18 protein-coding genes and 1 pseudogene are annotated in these 20314 nt (G+C 38.6%); 10 read left to right on the forward strand and 9 right to left on the reverse strand.

Annotation, left to right across the window (positions count from 1 at the left end):
* The first annotated feature begins 8 nt into the window (after positions 1–8).
* The 3 genes from HCO57_RS10815 (at position 9) to purD (ending at position 3518) form a co-directional block, all read left to right on the forward strand.
* Complete coding sequence (locus tag HCO57_RS10815) at positions 9–1106, forward strand: MraY family glycosyltransferase (protein WP_245167580.1); 1098 nt, start codon at positions 9–11, stop codon at positions 1104–1106.
* Between the two features lie 105 nt (positions 1107–1211).
* Positions 1212–2198 carry a UDP-glucuronic acid decarboxylase family protein gene (locus tag HCO57_RS10820; RefSeq protein WP_167989043.1) on the forward strand — a complete coding sequence of 329 codons (987 nt, stop codon included), beginning with the start codon at positions 1212–1214 and terminating at the stop codon, positions 2196–2198.
* 48 nt (positions 2199–2246) lie between these two features.
* On the forward strand, positions 2247–3518 hold the full coding sequence (gene purD / locus HCO57_RS10825; RefSeq protein WP_167989044.1) for a phosphoribosylamine--glycine ligase: 1272 nt from the start codon (positions 2247–2249) through the stop codon (positions 3516–3518).
* On the opposite strand, the gene HCO57_RS10830 is transcribed toward purD, so the two are convergent.
* Entirely contained in the window at positions 3513–3734 is a 222-nt protein-coding gene (locus HCO57_RS10830; RefSeq protein ID WP_167989045.1) for a DUF6341 family protein, read from the reverse strand. The two genes, purD and HCO57_RS10830, sit on opposite strands and share 6 nt — an antisense overlap.
* Before the next feature lie 62 nt (positions 3735–3796).
* On the opposite strand from HCO57_RS10830, the gene HCO57_RS10835 reads away from it, so the two are divergent.
* From HCO57_RS10835 to HCO57_RS10845, 3 genes are read left to right on the forward strand one after another with little or no spacing between them, the layout of a single operon-like run.
* Complete coding sequence (locus HCO57_RS10835) at positions 3797–4720, forward strand: DUF6427 family protein (RefSeq protein ID WP_167989046.1); 924 nt, start codon at positions 3797–3799, stop codon at positions 4718–4720.
* 24 nt (positions 4721–4744) lie between these two features.
* The gene (locus tag HCO57_RS10840; RefSeq protein ID WP_167989047.1) at positions 4745–5350 is read left to right on the forward strand and encodes a DUF4254 domain-containing protein; all 606 of its coding nucleotides are present in this window, start codon (positions 4745–4747) and stop codon (positions 5348–5350) included.
* Positions 5334–6380, forward strand: coding sequence for a glycosyltransferase family 9 protein (locus HCO57_RS10845; protein WP_167989048.1), 1047 nt, complete (start codon positions 5334–5336; stop codon positions 6378–6380). The genes HCO57_RS10840 and HCO57_RS10845 overlap by 17 nt, the downstream gene beginning before the upstream one ends.
* 9 nt (positions 6381–6389) lie before the next feature.
* On the opposite strand, the gene arsS is transcribed toward HCO57_RS10845, so the two are convergent.
* The 7 genes and pseudogenes from arsS to HCO57_RS10880 all read right to left on the reverse strand — a co-directional run bounded on the left by arsS (position 6390) and on the right by HCO57_RS10880 (position 15448).
* On the reverse strand, positions 6390–7487 hold the full coding sequence (arsS, locus tag HCO57_RS10850; RefSeq protein ID WP_169630322.1) for an arsenosugar biosynthesis radical SAM (seleno)protein ArsS: 1098 nt from the start codon (positions 7485–7487) through the stop codon (positions 6390–6392).
* Positions 7487–7822 carry an arsenosugar biosynthesis-associated peroxidase-like protein gene (locus tag HCO57_RS10855; RefSeq protein ID WP_010516278.1) on the reverse strand — a complete coding sequence of 112 codons (336 nt, stop codon included), beginning with the start codon at positions 7820–7822 and terminating at the stop codon, positions 7487–7489. Before HCO57_RS10855 ends, arsS begins: the two co-directional genes overlap by 1 nt.
* A gap of 246 nt (positions 7823–8068) precedes the next feature.
* A pseudogene (locus HCO57_RS10860) lies at positions 8069–8689 on the reverse strand (metallophosphoesterase family protein); the annotation flags it as partial.
* A complete protein-coding gene (locus tag HCO57_RS10865; protein ID WP_167989049.1) occupies positions 8674–10053 on the reverse strand; it encodes a sodium:solute symporter in 1380 nt (459 codons plus the stop codon). The pseudogene HCO57_RS10860 and the gene HCO57_RS10865, both read right to left, overlap by 16 nt.
* A gap of 1 nt (position 10054) precedes the next feature.
* A complete protein-coding gene (locus HCO57_RS10870; RefSeq protein WP_167989050.1) occupies positions 10055–11509 on the reverse strand; it encodes a SusD/RagB family nutrient-binding outer membrane lipoprotein in 1455 nt (484 codons plus the stop codon).
* A 12-nt stretch (positions 11510–11521) separates the two neighbouring features.
* A complete protein-coding gene (locus HCO57_RS10875; protein WP_167989051.1) occupies positions 11522–14728 on the reverse strand; it encodes a SusC/RagA family TonB-linked outer membrane protein in 3207 nt (1068 codons plus the stop codon).
* A gap of 42 nt (positions 14729–14770) precedes the next feature.
* Positions 14771–15448 carry a DUF2064 domain-containing protein gene (locus tag HCO57_RS10880; RefSeq protein ID WP_167989052.1) on the reverse strand — a complete coding sequence of 226 codons (678 nt, stop codon included), beginning with the start codon at positions 15446–15448 and terminating at the stop codon, positions 14771–14773.
* A gap of 213 nt (positions 15449–15661) precedes the next feature.
* On the opposite strand from HCO57_RS10880, the gene HCO57_RS10885 reads away from it, so the two are divergent.
* Both HCO57_RS10885 and HCO57_RS10890 read left to right on the forward strand, forming a co-directional pair.
* Complete coding sequence (locus HCO57_RS10885; protein ID WP_167989053.1) at positions 15662–16441, forward strand: patatin-like phospholipase family protein; 780 nt, start codon at positions 15662–15664, stop codon at positions 16439–16441.
* A gap of 69 nt (positions 16442–16510) precedes the next feature.
* Positions 16511–16876, forward strand: a complete 366-nt coding sequence (locus tag HCO57_RS10890) for a hypothetical protein (RefSeq protein WP_167989054.1) — start codon at positions 16511–16513, stop codon at positions 16874–16876.
* A 3-nt stretch (positions 16877–16879) separates the two neighbouring features.
* Here HCO57_RS10890 and HCO57_RS10895 read toward each other — a convergent pair whose 3' ends face one another.
* Positions 16880–17929, reverse strand: a complete 1050-nt coding sequence (locus tag HCO57_RS10895) for a ferredoxin--NADP reductase (RefSeq protein WP_167989055.1) — start codon at positions 17927–17929, stop codon at positions 16880–16882.
* 124 nt (positions 17930–18053) lie between these two features.
* Here HCO57_RS10895 and HCO57_RS10900 point away from each other — a divergent pair, with 124 nt between their 5' ends.
* Both HCO57_RS10900 and HCO57_RS10905 read left to right on the forward strand, forming a co-directional pair.
* Complete coding sequence (locus HCO57_RS10900) at positions 18054–19526, forward strand: DUF5687 family protein (protein ID WP_167989056.1); 1473 nt, start codon at positions 18054–18056, stop codon at positions 19524–19526.
* Positions 19527–19552: 26 nt separating this feature from the next.
* Complete coding sequence (locus HCO57_RS10905) at positions 19553–20260, forward strand: ABC transporter ATP-binding protein (protein WP_136950255.1); 708 nt, start codon at positions 19553–19555, stop codon at positions 20258–20260.
* Positions 20261–20314: the final 54 nt, after the last annotated feature.

The raw sequence follows: 20314 nt of genomic DNA on the forward strand, positions 1-20314 counted from the left end.
ACATAACTATGCCGAAAATCATTTGGGTAGTTGAACGCAAAAGACTTATGGATGACCCTGACCATAGAAGCTCTCATGTCAAAAGAACACCTACTTTGGGTGGTGTAGCTTTCTTTTATACATTAATATTTGCTTTGTTTTTTATTAAAGGTCGTGATATGATGGACGAGGCAATGTATATTATACCAGGTATCACCATAATGTTTATTGTAGGTCTTAAGGACGATTTGGTGGTTATAACTCCAGGTTCAAAATTACTAGCTCAAGTTGCTGCAATATCATTTGTTCTAGTCAATGATAGTTTTATCATAGAATCGCTTAATGGTTTTCTTAATATCTACGAGATTCCATACTTTCTCTATTTTGTGATTGCAGGTTTTCTAATGTTAACCATTATCAATTCCTATAATTTGATTGATGGTATTGATGGCTTGGCCAGCATTGTTGGTATTGTTATCATGGTAATTTACACAACTATTTTTTATCTAGCACAGGAATACTTCTTTGCTTTACTAGCTATTACTATGAATGCCTGTTTAATGGCATTCTTTGGTTTTAATATCTCTTCTGATAAGAAAATATTTATGGGAGATACAGGTTCATTAATTGTTGGTTTTATAATAAGTATTTTAACACTAAAATTTTTAGCATTGGAACCTACTTCCTATGGGGAATTACCTTTTCTATTAGAAAATGCTCCTTTAATTGCAATCAGTATACTTATAGTACCTTTATTTGATACCGCTAGGGTTTTTACAATTAGGTTGGCTAATAAAAGGGGGCCGTTTTCACCAGACAGAAACCACGTTCATCATGTACTAATCGATTTTTGGGGACTTTCTCACAAGCAAGCAAGTTTTATTATTGGTTGCTTTAACATTTTCTTTGTTATCTTATTTGTTATTCTTGGTAGTAAGGCTAAAAATCTAAGCATGGTTCTGGTTCTGGTAGGGATTGTAATTATTTTAGGGTATATTTTCTTTCGTTATAATTACAATTTTACAACGCTCAAACAGAAGATTTTACTTAAAAGAAGAATTGAGTCTTTAAAGGGCAATAATAAGGAAGATTCAAAAAAGAGTAACTTAAAAAAAGTAAAAGACTAAAAAACTTATATGGATTGTCGTCTTATCGACTATTTATGAATAATCAACATGTTTATATGTAACAGATACAAATTATTCAATTAGCTTTGACTTAAAATCATTGAAATGAAACGCACACTTATCACTGGAGCTGCCGGTTTTTTAGGATCACATTTATGTGATAAATTTATAAAAGAGGGCCACCATGTAATTGGAATGGATAATTTGATAACAGGTGATTTAAAAAATATTGAGCATCTTTTTAAATTAGAAAACTTCGAATTCTACAATCACGATGTGACCAAATTTGTTCATGTTCCAGGTGATTTAGACTATATTTTGCATTTTGCTTCACCGGCTAGCCCTATAGATTATTTAAAAATACCAATACAAACCTTAAAGGTTGGTGCATTAGGCACACACAATTTGTTAGGGCTAGCAAAGGAAAAAAATGCACGTTTCATGATTGCTTCAACTTCTGAGATATACGGAGATCCTTTGGTGCATCCCCAAACAGAGGAGTATTATGGTAACGTAAATACAATCGGTCCACGAGGAGTATACGATGAAGCAAAACGTTTTCAGGAATCTATTACTATGGCTTATCATAGGTTTCACGGTTTGGACACCAGAATCGTGCGTATTTTTAACACCTATGGTCCCAGAATGCGTCTAAATGACGGTAGAGTGATACCTGCCTTCATGGGACAGGCACTGAGAGGCGAGGATTTAACCGTATTTGGAGATGGTTCCCAAACCCGTTCCTTTTGTTATGTTGAAGATGAGATTGAGGGTATTTATCGATTGCTTATGAGTGATTATACCTTGCCTATGAATATTGGTAATCCACACGAGATTAGTATTAGGGATTTTGCTGAAGAGATAATAAAGCTTACAGGAACCGATCAAAAGGTAATTTACAAACCTTTACCTAAAGATGATCCTATGCAAAGACAGCCAGATATTTCTAAAGCTAAAGAGATTTTAGGTTGGGAGCCTCAAGTTGGTCGCGCAGAAGGAATGAAAAAGACTTTTGATTACTTTAAATCACTTCCAAAAGAGGAGCTTGAAAAAACAGAGCACAGAGATTTCAAAGAAGTAAATAGGAAATAGAATAACTCTTACTATTTTTGTGGCTTTAATCAGCACATTTAACTTTCTATGAACGTATTAATAATCGGCTCTGGTGGCCGCGAGCACACCCTAGCTTGGAAAATTGCACAAAGCAATAAAGTAGACCAAATTTTTGTTGCGCCTGGCAACGCGGGCACTTCGTCAATAGCTACAAATTTAGCCATAGGTGTTTCAGATTTTAATGCGATTAAAGAGGCGATTACAACCTATAACATTAAAATAGTCGTGGTTGGGCCAGAAGTGCCTTTGGTAGAAGGAATACATGATTTTCTTAAGGATGAAGCGGGTCTAAATGATTTAATTATTGTAGGACCTAGAAAACTGGCGGCTACTTTAGAGGGTTCTAAAGAATTCGCAAAAGAATTCATGCTACGCAATAAAGTGCCTACAGCAGCTTACCAAAGCTTCACTTCAGAAAATTTAGTAGAAGGTTTTCAGTTCTTAGAAAGTTTAAATCCACCCTACGTTTTAAAAGCAGATGGTTTAGCAGCGGGCAAAGGAGTATTGATTTTAGAAGATATTAATGAGGCCAAGGCAGAACTAGAGGCCATGTTGGTCAACGCTAAGTTTGGAAACGCTAGCACAACTGTAGTTATAGAAGAGTTTCTAGATGGAATTGAACTAAGCTGTTTTGTTTTAACGGATGGTGAAAACTATAAGATTTTACCTTACGCTAAAGATTACAAGCGTATTGGAGAAGGAGATAAAGGGCTTAATACTGGCGGAATGGGCGCTGTATCGCCAGTTCCTTTTGCAGATGAAGCTTTCCTTGCTAAAATAGAAGAACGTATCGTAAAACCAACCGTAGACGGTTTAAAGAAAGATAACATATCGTATCAAGGTTTTATTTTTATTGGTTTGATTAAAGTTGGGGATGACCCAAAAGTTATTGAATACAATGTAAGAATGGGCGACCCTGAGACAGAGGTGGTAATTCCAAGGATTAAATCGGATTTAATGGATTTACTTCTGGCCGTTGGTAATCAATCCCTAGACCAAGTTTCCTTAGATATAGACTCAAGATTTGCTACCACTGTGATGACAGTTTCTGGTGGTTACCCAGAAGCTTATGAAAAAGGCAAGGAAATCACTGGCGTTGATATGGTATCAGATTCACTAGTATTTCATGCGGGTACCACAGCTAAAGATGGTAAATTTGTAACAAATGGTGGTCGGGTAATTGCAGTAACTTCGCTCGGCGAAACAAAAGAAGAGGCGTTGAGAACATCCTATAAAAATGTTTCAACCCTCAATTTTGATGGTATGTACTACCGAAAAGATATTGGATTCGACCTATAAAAAGGAGTGAGAGGTACTTGTTTTGTCCTCTTCGTTATTGTCATTGAATTTTTTCAATTGACCCATCCAGTACACCATAGCTATAGCACCAATAATCATAAATAACCAATTTAAGGTATTTGCACCCCACCAGCTATCCATAAATCGTAAAGCATCTAATGGCTTAAAAAGCACATTAACAAACAAGTCTTCTATTCCGTAAAATAAATTGCTCATGATATACTGTATATTTACGGCACAAAAATAGTAATTAGGCTTAATATTCCTACGCTCAATTTATGATTTCTACATTTTTTGATAGAACCAAACCTGTACATTATGGTATTCTGTTAGGCTCAGGAGCCTTAACTTTTTGGTTGGTTTGGTATGTTAGCATGGGAAAGAATGCGATAGTGGACCTATGGGTAATAGCACTTTTGGGTAACATAGCATTGTTGGCATCTATTTACCTTATTGCCCAGTTAGTCCGGTTGTTTAAGTTGACAAGAACCAATTCGCTAGCGATGTTTTTTTACCTGGTTCTGGTGGTTTTCTTCTATAAGGTTTTAGTTGTACCGAAGATTCTAATTGCATCTTTTTTTCTTTTGTTATCCGTTAGTAGAACACTTGCCTTGAAATCGGAAAAAAGAGGTAAAGAAAAAGTTTTTGAAGCTTCCCTTTGGTTATTTGCAGCCTGTTTATTTGATTCCTGGTGTATCGTTTTTAGTATCCCTATCTACATTGCTATAGGTATGTTTCTAAGTAAGGAATTACGAATATGGTTAATGCCCATTGCAGCTCTATTTACGGTTGCTATGTTAACCTTTGCGGTAGTACTAAACATATTTAGCTTTGCAGAATTATGGTCCTATCTAAAGATTAGTCCTCAGTTTTCTCTGGTTTTTAATCCCAACTATGCCATCTTAAGTTATGTGGTGCTTGCATTAGGTTTTGCATTCTTTATTTTCGGTAAAATTGGGTATCGTAGACAAGGAAAAGTTCTTATTTTACGAATTGTTATGGCGTATCTAATTCTTGCATTTATGCTACTATTCTTAGTCTCAGAACAGGTGTATGCTAGGTTAATTTACTCATTCTTTCCTGTTGCGGTTGTGCTCGCAAATTATACAGACACTATTAAGAGGCCTAGATTTAAGGAATTGTTTTTAATAACCATGATTATTGTACCAGTGGTATTGCTTTGTATATCCCTATTACAATAGCTTATCTTTGTAAAAAATAATTTTATGTTTAGCCAAAACGCCTTCAATATTTTTGAAGAAAGTATACGTGCCTATCATGTATTAGATACCGTAGACCAACCGTTTCAAAATCCATATGATAAGGATAGTATTGAACATTTGTTATATCGTAAGAACTGGATAGATACCGTGCAATGGCATTTTGAGGATTTAATTCGTGACCCGGGCATTGACCCTGTTGTCGCGTTGGAGTTGAAACGAAAAATTGATGCGAGTAATCAAGACCGTACTGATTTAGTTGAATTCATAGACAGTTATTTTTTACATAAATACCAATCGGTAGAAATTGAATCTGATGCAGGTATTAATACGGAAAGTCCAGCGTGGGCTATTGATAGATTAAGCATATTGGCACTTAAAATTTACCACATGAAAGAGGAGGCGGAACGTGCCGATGCCACAGATAAACACCGTAAAGAATGTGCTGCCAAATTAAACGTCTTACTAGAACAAAAAAAGGATTTATCTACCGCTATAGACGAGTTGTTGGCTGATATAGAAGCGGGTAAAAAATACATGAAAGTTTACAAGCAAATGAAAATGTATAACGATGATGAACTAAACCCTGTTCTACGTGGGCAAAAAGCCTAAATACAAGCATCTTTTGGTTATTAGGTTGTCTGCCATGGGAGACGTGGCCATGACCGTTCCAGTTTTAAAATCGCTTTTACAAAACCATCCGGATTTACGCATAACCCTACTCACCAAAAATAGCTTTGTACCTATTTTTAAAGATTTGCAACGGGTTACCGTTGTGCATGCAGACGTTAAGGGTGAGCACAAGGGTATTTATGGTTTATACCGATTGTTTTCTAGTTTAAAAAAATTAAAGATCGATGCCGTAGCAGACTTGCATAATGTGTTGCGTAGTAATGTGCTGAAAATCTTATTTAAAAGTGTTGGTGTTCCGGTTATCCAAATTGACAAGGGAAGAAAAGAAAAAAAGGCGTTAACCCGCCCAACCAATAAAGTTATACGACCGCTCAAGAGCAGTCATGAGCGTTACGCGGATGTGTTTCGCAGACTGGGTTTTGCTGTGGACCTTACCCAGGATATGGTGTTATCAAAACCAATTTTACCACAAGAAATAGCCAGCAGTATGGATACTTCAAGCCGTTTGATAGGTATAGCGCCTTTTGCGACATACAAAAGCAAAATGTATCCGTTAAATAAAGTTGAATTAGTTATTCGTGATTTGCTTGTGCAAACCAATGCCCAAGTGCTACTTTTTGGTGGTGGACCCAAAGAAAAGGAACTGTTAGATACCTTGGCTAGTAAATTCAATTCACGTGTGGTTAACATGACATTTTCTGTTCCGTTTAAGGAGGAGTTGGACCTTATTGCGAACCTGTCGGTAATGTTAGCCATGGACAGTGGTAACGGTCATCTTGCGGCAAATTACGGGGTACCTGTTGTTACATTATGGGGTGTTACCCATCCCTATGCGGGTTTTGTTCCGTATAATCAACCTTTATCCCATAGTATTTTACCTGACCTAGATACCTTTCCGTTACTACCAACATCCGTATACGGCAATAAGTTTCCGGAAGGATATGACAAGGCCATCGACACCATTACGCCAGATGATGTTGTTGCTAAAATAACGGATTTACTTTGGTAAAATACGCTCTTACGCCACCGTTCCTTGGCAACTACTCCCCGCACCTGCGGTACAACCATAACAATGCTGGGAAATGATGATATTTCTATCATTAATCAAATCCTCATTGTAATCTTTAATGTGTTTTATTTTGTTGGCCACTTTTAAGCCCAACATCTGATTAAAATCACAGTCGTATAGCCAACCATCCCAACTAACGGAAATGGTATTGGTACACATAACACTGCTCACCGCAGACGGATTGTAAGCTTCTACCAAAGAATACATATAATCCTCGTAATTATCCGATGCTATTAAGTAGTCCAAGAAACGGGAAATAGGCAAATTGGTTATCGCGAAAAGGTTATGAAATTGAATACCAAAATCTTCGTCCAGTGCCTTTTTAAAATCGCGCTCCAAAGCCATTTGGTCACCAGGTAAATAGGCTCCAGATGGGTTGTAAACTAAATCTAATCGTAAGTCACTATCGGGCATTCCATAACCCACTTCGTTCAATAGTTGTAAGGCTTTAATCGATTTGTCAAAAACCCCGTCTCCACGCTGTTTATCAGTTTTTCCACGGGTGTAGTGCGGTAGAGAAGAGACTACATGTACATTGTGTTTTTTAAAGAATTCTGGCAGGTCGTTAAACTTTGGATTGGCCAAAATGATGGACAAATTAGACCGCACTATAAAATCCTTAATACCAGCTTTGGAAGCCTCTTCTACAAACCATCTAAAATTAGGGTTCATCTCTGGTGCGCCACCGGTTAAATCCAAGGTATGCGCCCCTGTATTTCTAATTACCTCTAGGCATTGTTCCATGGTTTCTACCGTCATAATTTCTTTTCGGGTAGGGCCTGCATCTACATGGCAATGCTCACAGGTAATGTTGCACATATACCCTACGTTTATCTGTAGAATTTCCAATTTATTAGGGCGAAGCGGAAATTGTCCTATCTCACTAATTTTATCCTTAAAATAAGGTAATTCACCATCGGCAAATAGACCTCCGTTTAATATCGCCAACTGCTTATTGGGTTGCGCAAGGTCGTTTTCCCGGGCTTGTAGCGTTTTTAACTTTGGTTTTTTCGCCTTTTTCAGGTCATTCATGATACTCTTTTCCATTAGTGCGATAGTTTATTGTATTTGTTCATCATTTGTACACCATGTACCAAAGTTGCTCCACTTTCAATAGCAGCGCCAACATGCACGGCTTCCATCATTTCTTCTTTGGTAATTCCCTTTTGTAGGCCATCTTTTGTGTAAGCATCTATACAATATGGACATTTAACCACGTGAGAAACAGCCAAGGCAATTAAAGACTTTTCTCTAGCAGTTAGTGCGCCTTCTTCAAAAACCTTACCGTAATAGTCAAAAAATTTGGTGCCAAGCTCTTCACTCCATTCAGTTATTTTTCCAAATTTTCTTAAGTCTGCTGGGTCGTAATAGTTATTTGCCATGGTATTTTGTTTTGTGTTTTTATTTGTTTTGGAATTTGTATTAAAATCGATAGGTATGCCTTGCACCATTTTTTCTAATTCGGGCAAGATTTCCATATTGTCCCAAAGTCCGGTCTGGAGGGTATCCGCGTAGGCTTCGGGTAAAAAGTTGATGTGCATTAGTTGCTTTGCCGTGTGGTAATCGTATTCAAAAGAACGATGGGTATATTTTAATTCGCCCTCTACCTCTTCAAGCAGCATATACCAAACACGCGGGGTACCGTCATTCGCAGGCATACCAATAACACCAGGATTTAACCACAATTTATTGTCAAATGCATGATGAAAGGGTAATCCGCAATGCCCACCTATGATAACATCGCTTTGCGATGCACTAAAACTGACCTGTTTTTTATCTACTGAAGTGGACTCAAATATAAAGTCGGACACCTGTTCGTATGAACCGTGTACTACGGTAATTTTTTTACCGGCAAACGTAAATCGTAGATGTTCTGGAAGCGTTTCCATCCACTCGATAGCATCTTTGGATAACTGCTCTTTTGAAAAAGGAAACCATGTTCTGGAAAAAACATCGCATCGGCTACCTTCGGTAAAATCACAGCCACAATCGTCGCTTCCGTCTGCCAACTGCTGTTCCACATTTCCAGAAATACTTAATGCGCCCCATTCTCTAAACAGCTGAACAGTTTCTTCTGGTTGCGCGCAATAACCCACAATATCTCCTGAACAAATGCAGTGCTCTGGCGCAATACCTTCTGCTTCTGCAATGCTTTTTAGCTTTTGCAATGCTTGTAGGTTGCTGTAAACCCCACCAAATACAAGTATTCGGTCCGTTTCGACCTTTAGTTCCATTATTTTCTTCTCCATAGCGGTATTAAATATAAGAGGAAACACACGAGAATACCCCAAAAATTAACCCAAAGTAAATCGGCATATTTTCCATGGGTAAAAATGAGGGCGTTTGGGAACAGCCCAAAAACCAATAAAAATCCAAAGAATAGACCGCCAATAACACTCAAGTAGTAGTTGGTAGTGGAAACTTTCTTCTTCCACAGCACAAAAACCGGAGTTAGGCCAATAACCATGGTACCACTTATGGTAGTGGCCGATAAAATTTCCGCATCCATAAAAATGGGTAACGTACCTAAAATAGCAATGACCACCATTGCCCACCTGCCAAAGTTTAAGCTATTTCCCAAATTCAAATCTAAGGAGGCGAGTTTGGAAAAAGAAGAAAAGGTAGAATCCAGTGTTGAAGCTGCGGATGTTATCATAATAAAGTTAATGACCAATAAGATAATAGCACCAAAAGCTTTGGCTACCTGCACAGCAGCTTGGCCTTCCATATTTTGATGTTGTGCATAGATGCCAATTATACTAAACAGTATAATGCATAATCCGCCAACCAAGCCTGCCCATAAAAATGCTTTTAAGGTTGTTTTTGGCTTACTAATAAAGCCACGGTCTGTTAACACGGGGTCGTGAAAGGGATAACTAAAGGATTGTAACACGGCCGCAAGGAGAAGGTTTATTCCCATTTCCCATTTCCATTCTCCAGAAGTAATTACCGTAGCTGGGGTAAAATTATTTTCTGATGAAAAAATGGTATCAAGCACCACAAACAGTAAAACAGCAAATAAGACCATCTGAATTGCATCCGTAAAAATACTACTACTCAATCCCCCTTTCAGGGCATAAACCAAGGTTAACACCGTAAATACCAGAATGGAACTGTAATAGGGCAGGCTACCCATTTCTCCAAAATAGGAACCAATGACCATGGTATTGCTCCATACCTCGTTAAAAAGCCGAATAGCAATTAGTACCGAAAACAAGAACATGGCGCCTTTACCAAAGCGATTAGTTAAAAATTGGTGTATACTGGTAAAGCCGCCTTTGGTTCGCATTTGATAAATAACATAACCAGCAACTATAAAACTAAGGTAATAAGCCGCATAGGCCACACCGCCCACCAAACCATAGGCTAAACCTAAGTTAGCCGCATTGGTAATGCTTTTGGCAAAAATCCAAGAGATAACCAAGCTACCCATAAGCATAAAGGTGTTGGGTGCTTTATTGTTGACCTGAGCCTTAAAAAACTGTTCGGTATTTTTAGCTAATGGGGATAATAGGATGAATGCTAAGCTAGACAAAAGCACCAAACTCCATTGCAGTATACCAATACTACTGGGGTTAAGATTTAAAAGTGCTATGTCTAAATAAGGCCTCATACTAGTCATTATCCCACCAAACGGGAGCATTTATACTGTTATCATTGGTATTGGCCGCCGCCGCCTCATAATTTTCTGCGTTTAGTGCCTGCTCTTCTGCTGGATAAGGCATACGAATAGGAATTACATCGTTATTTAAACTGGCTGAGATTGTTCGTAACTGCGGAAACCCAGTTCTTCTAAACTCTATCCAACCTTCATACCCATTAATAGTATTGGCAATCCATTTTTGGGTAATGATTTGCTGCAGGGCATCGCCATTGGCTAAAGCGGCAGGTCCCGCTAGGTAGGTGTCGGGCAAATCGGTGCCCCAATAGGCAAAGGCTTGGGTAACGGCGGTGTTATACAATTCTGTACTATTGGCGGTAATCCACCCACGTTCGGCTGCTTCTGCCCATAAAAAATGGGTTTCCCATGCCGTAATGAAATTGGCGTCTAATCTGCCGGTTTCCTCCCTAAAAATAGTCCCTGGCAAAGAGTAGTCCGCTAGGTTAATAGAAGTTTGTGAAGCATCGATACCGTTGAGTAACCCGTTAAAATCTGCGGAATCACTATTGGCAAAAGGTCTATAAAAAGTGGCTATGCGTGGGTCTTCCAAATCCTTTAAAATATCTTCCATAGTTTCCGACAGCACAAAATTGTTAAAGTCGCCAATACGCAAGCGCGCCAACCTAAAATTATTGGGTTCTCCGTTGGTAAAATCGAACACTGCATTTTCTTCGTTCAGGGAAATAAAATTTCCCGCATCGAACAAGGCCTGCAATTCCGTACTTGGGTCTAGTTGATTGCCAATACGCACTAAAGCTTTAAGTTTTAAAGAATTCGCAAAGCGAATCCATCCATCTAAATCGCCTTCAAATAAAATATCGCCTTCCAAAGCAATGGTACCCTCATAATTTTCTAAGGCGGCAATACCTTTATCAATATTATCTAGAATGCCTTCTTCGCCTAAGTAAATGGTTTCTTGTGCGTCATAGGCTGGGGTAACCGTAGCTGCATCACCTCGAAAAGCCTCATAATAAGGAACATCTCCAAACAAATCCGTCAGGGCCATCGCCATATAGGCTTTTAATATTCTAGACGGACCTTCATAAACTTCATGGGTAGGGTTTTCCAAAGCCAGTTCTAAAATGGACTCATTATCCCTTAGGTTTTTGTAAATAATTGGCCAAGGATTACCCCCCAACTGAGGAGATTTTAAATCGTGACGGTCAAAAAGATTAAAATCTAAGGCGGTGCTATACTGGCCCAACAAATTACCAGCGGTAAAACCCTCGTAAGACATTTGTTCGCCATAATCATAAATAACTTGGCGAAGCAATAAATTGGGTTCTACAGCAATGGGCTGATTGGGGTTGGTGTTGATGTCTTCAAAATCTCTGGTACAAGCTTGGAATAAAGTGGTAGAAAGTACCAAAGCAAATACTATACTAATTGTTTTATTTCTATTTTTCATTTGGATACCTTCTTAAAAATTAAAACCTGCTTTAAAACCGATACTTCTTGTGGTGGCGTAAGACATGTCTTCTACACCACCTATGAATCCCTTACCCTGTACGGCAAATTGCTCAGGGTCAAAATGTGGGTTTTCTGTAATCGCAAACAGATTACGACCAATTAGCGATAGGCGCAAACTGGCATTTTGTTGTAAAAAACTCAAGTTTTTAAACGTATAGCCCAAGGCTACTTGGCGTAACTTTAAGAAGGAAGCATCATACACATTGTTTTCTTCATGGTTACGGTCATAAAATTGGCGGTAGTAGCTTTCTGGGGTTACCGCTACCGTATTTTCTACATAAACTGGATTTTCTGCCGTACCTGTGTTAACTACGCCTTGTGGCACAATACCTTCTTCTGGCCTAAATGCGGTTTCTGCCAACTGACCACCTACATTGCCTAAAGCACGCGTACGGGATACGATAATACCCCCTTGACGCCAGTCTAACAGAAAGCCCAAATCCCAATTTTTATAGCTAAATTGATTGTTGAACCCCAGCATAAAATCTGGATTGTAATTACCCAGTTTTTGTAAGTTGTTATCTGGTATGTAGCGGCCTTCTTCGGTTAGGATAAAATCGCCATTTTCATTTCTTAAATAGCCCGTGCCGTACAAATCCCCAATACGGCCGCCTTCTTCCACTTGTAAAAATACCGTTTGGTTTTGACTATCGTAAATACGCGAATACGCCAAGGTTAAACGCCCATCCTCCTGTGGTAAATCTTCTACGGTAGTTCTTGAGCGACTAAAATTTAAGGTGCTGTTCCATTTAAAATTATCGGTAACTATTGGCGTAGCATTTAAAATAACTTCTAACCCTTTGGCACGTACTTCACCGCCATTAACGACTTGTTGGCTAAAGCCAGAAGCAATACCTATGGGCAATGATAAAATCTGGTCTTTGGTCAATGCGTCGTAATACGAAACATCAAAATTTAAACGGTCGCCAAAAAAACGAATGTCCGCCCCAAATTCTACGGCCGAGGTTTGCTCAGGACGTAGGTTGGGATTGGCGATAAAATTCTGTTCACTAAACGTTGCTTGTCCTAAATAAGGGGTCTGTGCCACAAAAGCACCGGAAGTTTGGTAAGGATTGGTATCGTTACCTACTTGTGCCCAACTGGCCCTAAGTTTTAAAAACGAAATAGCTGAAGGCAGTGCTGCAACCTCCGAAAGAATAAAACTAGAAGACACCGATGGATAGAAAAACGAAACATTGTCTACCGAAAATGGCGTAGCCAAGGCACTGGACCAATCATTACGACCTGTAATATCTAAAAACAGAAAATCTTTGTAACCTATTTTGGCCAAACCATACAAGCTGTTGATGCGTTTATTGGATTCAAATTCAAATACTTCAACTGGGGATGCTGCATTACTTAACCTAAAAATACCTGGTTGTGCTAAACTTGTGGTTTGGGACTGGCTGGTAAATGCTTTTTGGTCCAATCGATTACCACCTAAGGAAATAGCAACTTTAAAATCGTTGAAACGATTGGTATAATTTAATAGAAAGTCTGTATTGATTTCTCTAAAAAACACATCGTGTTCCGCATAACCTCCGTTTTGAAAGCGGTTAGAGCTATAAGCGCGCCGCAGTTGCCGGGTTTCATTGGAATAATCCATACCGCTGCGCACCGTAGCGGATAGTTCTGGGGTAATCTGATATTTTGCCGAAACATTCCCGAAAACACGATCTCGGTTAAACGAGTTTCGATTCTCATGTAGAATAAAGAAGGGGTTATCAAAAAAAGTATAGTTAAAAGAATATTGCTGTCTGCCCTCTAGGCCTGGTTGCCAGTAATTCCTAAGACTATCAATGTTTAGGGAACGTGGACCCCACGCCACCAAAGAGTAATTTACATTTTCAGAACCGTAACCATTAGAGGGGCGGTTATCGCTTTGCGAATTTACATAGTTGATGGATGAATTAATCTGAAGCTTATCTGTAGGTCTAAAATTGAGTCGTGCAGCAACCGTTTGGCGGTCCAAGTTTACTCCCGGAATAATGCTTTCGCTACGCAAATCGGTAAACGATAAACGGTAACTGCCCTTATCAAACCCGGAAGAAATAGCCAAGTTGTTGATGAAAGTGGTACCGGTTTCATAAAAATCCTTGAGGTTATCTGGGTTAGAAACAAAAGGTGTTGCCGTAATGGGCAAACCGTTGTAAAGCGCAGTATCACCACCGCGAACTACCGTGCCGTCCGCAAGGGTCACAGGACTATCGAACTGCGGAATCAAAGTACCTTGGTCTAATCGTGGTCCCCAACTGTAGGTAATATTGTCGTTTATACCACCACCGAGACCATCTACATATTCAAATTGGCCAGAATTTCCTTGGCCGTAGTTATTCTGAAAGTCGGGCAACTGAAAAGCACTTTCCAAAAATAGGCTGGTGTTGTAGCTAATTCCTAACCCTTTGCTTTGGCTACCGTTTTTAGTAGCTATCACCACAACGCCATTGGCTGCTCTTGTGCCATACAATGCGGCGGCACTTGGGCCTTTTAAAACAGATACTTCTTCGATATCATCTGGATTTACCTCCATGGCACCGTTACCAAAATCGACCTCTTGAAAACCAGCCGCCGCCTCATTGGTAAAGTTAAAAACGGTGTTGTTGTTAATGGGTACGCCGTCTACGATAAACAGTGGATTGTTATTGCTGAAGGAAGCTTCGCCCCGTATGCTAATGCGGCTAGAAGACCCCACGCCTGTTGGCCCTTGGTTAATGGTTACCCCGGCTAATTTACCGGTAAGGTTATCTAAAAAGTTTACCGATTTTACTTCGGTTACCCCTTGGGCATCCAAACTTTGTACTACATAACCCAATTCTTTGGTTTCGCGTTCCAAACCAAGTGCGGTCAAAACAACCTCATTGAGCAGTTCTGAGCTTTCTTTTAAAGTAATGTTGAGGTTGTTGCTTGCACTGGTAATGGTTATCGTTTTGGACGTAAAGCCCAATAGCGAAAAGCGCAACTGACCACCTTCTGCGGGTAGTTCCATAGAAAAGTTGCCATTGGTATCTGTAGTAGCACCAATTGTAGATTGTAAAAGTATGATATTGACAAAGGGTAAAGGTTCCTGATTGGCATCGGTAACCGTACCACTTATATTGATTTGTGCATGGGTAATTGTGCAAACGCACAACAACATACCCAAAAGTATATTTTTCATTTGTGATGTTGAGATTTCTAAAATGTAGGTTGGGGGGACTGCTTAGGTATACTGTGGAGAGCCTTTGTTATAGAAGGTAGACTGGTAGTGTGTTGTATAGCTAAGGTGTGTGTACGTTTTAGGGGCTGCTTGTCTGGATAGGCCAAGCACTAAGGCTCTTTTTAAAGACTGGGTGATGGGTTTTTGGAGTATCTCAAGAATATCGGTTTCCGAATCAACATCGGTCAAAGTTTCTAACTGATGAATTTCACCGGTTAAGCCAAAGGATTCGGAAATACGTTTAAAAAGCGAAATACGTTCCCAAGGCAAGCGCTTAAAATCGTTGTATCTAAAATGGCGTTTATGAATACCAATTAGGTATACGCCGCCATCCGTAGAAGGACCTAAAACTGTTTTGCCCTTGCAGATTTGCTTGTAAGCCTGTTTAAGTTTGGATACTGTTAGATTAGGGCTATCGTTACCAATAGAAATTACATTTTTATAACCCTTTTTGAAGACTGTCTGTAATGCGTTAGAAAAACGTTCGGCAAAGGTGTTGCCAACTTGTTTTTCTTCATCCCAAACCAAATAGGCTAAGCCAGTGGCCTGGACTATGGAAAGTGTTTGCTTGTTTAAGGCATCAAATACCACCTCACCATTACGTATGGGTTTACGTAAGGCTTCTAATTTTGCACTTTGTGCAAAGATTAAAATAGCGGTATGATTGGCTTTTTTATGCAAACTAAACGTTTGTTATGGGTATTGGTTCGTAATACTTGAATTTAAATTACAGGTTTTTTCTTAAAAATCTATTCTTGTTTCTTTTTTGTTACCTACGGAGTTATTTTAATTGAGGTTTTACTGTTGAAGAAAAAATAAACAAAACTTTTTTTTAAACTGTAAGCGCAAAATAATTAGTTGTGAAGCAGTACTTTTAACCTATAAAATTTCTTCATGTTTACTGGAAAGAAAATAGGACTGGTTTTATCTGGCGGAGGTATTCGAGGCATGGCCCATATTGGCTTATTAAAAGTATTGCAAGAGCGAGGAGTAAAAGCCCAGAGCGTAGCCGGTGCAAGTATTGGAGCCTTGGTTGGCGCTTTGTATGCTAATGGCAATAGCATAGACGAAATGCTGGCCTTCTTTAAAGAGACACCCTTATTCCAGTACAGTTTTTTTGCTATTGGCAAACCGGGACTTATAGATACCGAACGTTATTTTAGTGTTTTTCAACAATTTTTTCCGCATGATTCTTTTGAACAGTTAAATATTCCCTTACATGTGGTGGCAACGGATCTGTTACAAGGAACAGAAAAGGTTTTTAACCAGGGGGCGTTAATTATGCCCTTGCTGGCTTCCGCAGCTTTAACTCCCGTTTTTAGTCCTGTAGAAATAGATAAGGTATTGTACGCAGACGGAGGAATTATGAACAATTTTCCAAAAGAATATGTAGAGCAAGGTGCCGATTTAGTCGTTGGCAGTAATGTATCGGTTAATGGTAAATTACAAAAAAAGGACCTGAGCAATTCACTGCAACTTACGAGCCGTATAACAGGCCTTATGATTTACGCTTCTTGTAGGGAAAAAATTTGTGAATGCGATATTTTGATAGAGCCGGCGCAGTTAGACCAAATAGGGGTTTTAGATAAAAAAGGTATAGAAAAAGCGTTTACCATTGGCTATGATGCCACCAACTTTGCTATGGACGCTTATTTAGATAATAACAAGTCATAAACCCGGTTTTCAGGGATACCATACGATGGTAAACCGCGTTAGTTTTACACCAACAAAAAAAGAAAACCAATGGCTGTTTTAGTAAAAAGAGATCCCGATGTAAAAAATCAGAAAACTTTTTATTATTCTGAGGTAGAACAAGAGGAATTTACACAACAAGTACACCAACTCTTGGCGAAACGTGGTTACCAGTTAACTCAAGGCGATAAAAGCAATGGTACCTATGAAAAGGGCAACAGAATTTTGCGCATTCTTTTAGGTGCTTTCTACAAATATTTTAAACTTCAACTATATATAGAATTTAACGGGCAAAACGAAGCCAAGTTGCAATTGATTAAAGCAACTTCTGGATTTTCTGGTGGTGCTATTGGTGTAAGTCAGGTAAAGAAAGAATTTACCAATCTTGAACAACTATTTACAAAGCTTAAAAATTAAGCTTTATACATCGTCAAAATCAATTTTTAAAGTTGGCGTGGTGGCATGGGCTTGGCAGGTTAGGATTAAACCTTCTGCTATCTCCCCATCGGTTAAAATCTGATTTTTTACCATTTCTGCCTTACCTTCCGTAACGCGGGCAATACAACTGCTACAAACGCCGCCTTGACAGGAATACGGTGCATCTATATCTTCTTTTAAAATGGCATCCAAAAGAATGGTTTTCTTTTCTACGTTTAAATTGAAGGTCTCATCATCTAGCAAAACTTCCACTTGGGTAGCGCCTTCTAAATTTTGGGCCAAGGTGTCTTCCGTTTCCGAAGAGGTAAACAATTCAAAATGAATTTTATCTTCGGCTACTCCACCCTCTTTTAGTGTATCGGACACTGTATTTATCATCGCTTCTGGACCACATAGGTAAAAGGCATCAAACGTGGTATCCTTAAATTTGTTTTTAAGGATAAGATTTACGGTAGATTTTTCAATACGCCCAAAAAGGCAATCGGGTTCCGTGCTTTTACTGTACACCCATTCTATGTGTAGTCGGCTTTGAAACTGTCCTTTTAATTCCAAAAGTGCGGTATGGTACATGGTCTCTGCTGGCGTTTGGTTGCCAAAAACAAGAACAAACGTATTTTCTTCATGGCTTTCTAAAACCGTTTGAGCTATAGAAATTATGGGAGTTATACCACTACCTGCGGCAAAGGCGGCAACATGTTTTGTTTGGTTGCTCGGTTCAAATACAAAACGACCTTCTGGTGGCATTACTTCTAAAACATCACCCACTTTAATTTCATCGTTGGCGTAGACAGAAAAAGTACCCCCTTCAACTTTTTTAATACCAACTGTTAATTTGCCAGAGCTAGGAGCAGAAGAGATAGAATAGGCTCTTCTTACCTCATTACCATTCACTGTTTTTTTAATAGTGATGTATTGCCCAGCGGTAAAAGAAAAAGTTTCCTTTAAGTTCTCTGGAACATTAAAAGTTAATGCAACCGAATTTGGTGTTAAATTGGTTACTGCAGCAACGGATAATGGATGAAAATCGCTCATAGCACATAAAATTTTTGCAAAGCTAAGGAAAGGAGTTTTAATCCTGTAGCAATTAAATTAGAAACTATTTATGTAACAATTAATGTAAATTACCTACTCATAGAACCAAACAACACCACCAACCATGTTTAAACGTTTACTAAACCTTCAATGGAAATCTTTTTTTAGAAAAGCTTCTTTTAAAACCGAATTATGGATTAAAATATTCATGGGTATTGGCGCTTTTTTTGTCGCGATATATCTTCTGGGTTTTGGGGTAGGCGCCTTTTTTTTAATAGAAAAACAGGGTTGGGGAGACCCACTTAGAGTGGTCAATAAGTTTCTTGTTTACTATTTGGCATTCGATTTTATGTTCCGTTACATGCTACAAAAAATGCCTGTAGCCAACATAAAACCCTTACTGTATCAACCTATAAAAAAGTCCAAAATAGTACACTTTATATTGGGGCAAACAGCAAGTTCTTTCTTTAATTGGACACATGCCTTTTTCTTTATACCTTTTAGTATAATTCTTTTAACAAAAGATTACACTCCCATTGGAGTAATAGGTTGGCATTTGGCTGCAATGGCACTAATCTATGCGGCCAACTTTTTAAATGTACTCGTAAATAGTAAAGACGTAGTTTTCTATAGTATTATTGCTGTATTTGTACTGTTGGGTGTATCCCAATACTATAGTTTGTTTGATGTTACCAGTTATACGCAGCCCATATTTGATGTTTTCTTTGATGTACCATGGACAGCAATTGTACCTTGGTTGTTAACTATTGGACTGTATTTTGGAGCACACAAGCATTTTTTGAACCGAATGTATTTAGATGCTGGATTGGCTAAGAAAACTGCTGAAGCAAAAACAGAGGAAATGGACTGGCTTAACCGATATGGCGCTCTGGGCACTTTCTTAAAGAACGATATTCGCTTGATTAAGCGAAATAAACGGTCACGTACCGCTGTACTGATGAGCGTTTTGTTCTTGTTTTATGGTCTTTTGTTTTTTACAGGAGGTATAGATGCATACGACAACTCATTTATGAAGATTTTTGCAGGTATTTTTGTTACTGGGGGTTTTCTTTTCACATTTGGTCAGTTTGTACCCAGTTGGGATAGCAGCTACTATCCCCTAATGATGAGTCAGAATATAAAATACAGGGAGTATTTAGATTCCAAATGGTACTTGGTATTGATTGCAACAGTGATCTCCACTATTCTCGCAACCCCGTATTTGTACTTTGGTTGGCAAGCTTATGCTGCGTGTTTGGTAGGGGGTATATATAACCTTGGTATCAATAGTCATCTAGTACTTTGGGGTGGCGCTTATATTAAAATGCCAGTAGATTTAACAAGCAACAAAAAGGCCTTTGGGGATAAACAAGCTTTTAACGGTAAAACCTTATTACTGAGTTTACCTAAACTTTTATTGCCTATTATTATTTACGCTTTAGGTCATTTTTTAATTAGCGAAATAGGGGGATATGTTCTAGTCGCTTTAGTAGGACTTTGTGGATTCATTTTTAAAAACAAAGTGTTTAATAAGATAGAAGAAATCTATAAGAAAGAAAAGTATAAAACCCTACAGGCCTACAAACAAAAATCATAAATAATAACCATCAATCCATAACTATAATGATACAAGCCAAAGATTTAAGCAAGACCTACGGTGAGCAAACCGTTTTAAATATACCTGAATTAACCATAGAAAAAGGCCAAAGTATAGGTTTGGTTGGTAACAATGGAGCGGGTAAAACCACGCTGTTTAGTTTGTTGCTAGATTTAATACAACCCACCACAGGACATATAGAAAATAATGGTGTGCGTGTAGACCAAAGCGAAGCTTGGAAACCTTTTACCGCTGCTTTTATAGATGAAACCTTCTTAATCGGTTACCTAACTCCAGAGGAGTATTTTTACTTTATTGGCGAGTTAAGGGGGCAAAACCGTGCAGATGTTAATGCGTTATTGGCACAGTTTCAAGATTTTTTTCATGGGGAGATTTTGGGTCAGAAAAAGTATCTGCGCGACTTATCTAAAGGAAACCAGAAAAAAGTGGGTATTGTGGCAAGTTTTATAGGGAATCCAGAAGTTATAATTCTTGATGAGCCCTTTGCAAATTTGGATCCTACCACACAAATTCGCTTAAAAAGCATAATTAAAGATTTGGCTGCCAAAGCAGGGGTAACAGTATTAGTTTCTAGTCATGACCTTATCCATGTAACCGAAGTTTGCGAGCGTATTGTGGTGTTGAATAAAGGTGAATTGGTGAAAGACATCATAACATCAGAAGCTACTTTAAAAGAATTGGAACAGTTTTTTGCGGGAGAAGAATTGGTATAGTTGCATTTTATCGATGAATCCTATACTAAACAGCTATTTTTTTAGTTATGCATA

The organism is Croceivirga sp. JEA036, from assembly GCF_011882165.1.
Taxonomy (GTDB): domain Bacteria; phylum Bacteroidota; class Bacteroidia; order Flavobacteriales; family Flavobacteriaceae; genus Croceivirga.

Excerpts from the sequence above, each read along its gene's own strand:
- HCO57_RS10815 (WP_245167580.1), top strand. The coding sequence starts at position 9 with ATGCCGAAAATCATTTGGGTAGTTGAACGCAAAAGACTTATGGATGAC.
- HCO57_RS10820 (WP_167989043.1), top strand. The coding sequence starts at position 1,212 with ATGAAACGCACACTTATCACTGGAGCTGCCGGTTTTTTAGGATCACAT.
- purD (WP_167989044.1), top strand. The coding sequence starts at position 2,247 with ATGAACGTATTAATAATCGGCTCTGGTGGCCGCGAGCACACCCTAGCT.
- HCO57_RS10830 (WP_167989045.1), bottom strand. The coding sequence starts at position 3,734 with ATGAGCAATTTATTTTACGGAATAGAAGACTTGTTTGTTAATGTGCTT.
- HCO57_RS10835 (WP_167989046.1), top strand. The coding sequence starts at position 3,797 with ATGATTTCTACATTTTTTGATAGAACCAAACCTGTACATTATGGTATT.
- HCO57_RS10840 (WP_167989047.1), top strand. The coding sequence starts at position 4,745 with ATGTTTAGCCAAAACGCCTTCAATATTTTTGAAGAAAGTATACGTGCC.
- arsS (WP_169630322.1), bottom strand. The coding sequence starts at position 7,487 with ATGGAAAAGAGTATCATGAATGACCTGAAAAAGGCGAAAAAACCAAAG.
- HCO57_RS10855 (WP_010516278.1), bottom strand. The coding sequence starts at position 7,822 with ATGGCAAATAACTATTACGACCCAGCAGACTTAAGAAAATTTGGAAAA.
- HCO57_RS10865 (WP_167989049.1), bottom strand. The coding sequence starts at position 10,053 with ATGAGGCCTTATTTAGACATAGCACTTTTAAATCTTAACCCCAGTAGT.
- HCO57_RS10870 (WP_167989050.1), bottom strand. The coding sequence starts at position 11,509 with ATGAAAAATAGAAATAAAACAATTAGTATAGTATTTGCTTTGGTACTT.
- HCO57_RS10875 (WP_167989051.1), bottom strand. The coding sequence starts at position 14,728 with ATGAAAAATATACTTTTGGGTATGTTGTTGTGCGTTTGCACAATTACC.
- HCO57_RS10885 (WP_167989053.1), top strand. The coding sequence starts at position 15,662 with ATGTTTACTGGAAAGAAAATAGGACTGGTTTTATCTGGCGGAGGTATT.
- HCO57_RS10890 (WP_167989054.1), top strand. The coding sequence starts at position 16,511 with ATGGCTGTTTTAGTAAAAAGAGATCCCGATGTAAAAAATCAGAAAACT.
- HCO57_RS10895 (WP_167989055.1), bottom strand. The coding sequence starts at position 17,929 with ATGAGCGATTTTCATCCATTATCCGTTGCTGCAGTAACCAATTTAACA.
- HCO57_RS10900 (WP_167989056.1), top strand. The coding sequence starts at position 18,054 with ATGTTTAAACGTTTACTAAACCTTCAATGGAAATCTTTTTTTAGAAAA.
- HCO57_RS10905 (WP_136950255.1), top strand. The coding sequence starts at position 19,553 with ATGATACAAGCCAAAGATTTAAGCAAGACCTACGGTGAGCAAACCGTT.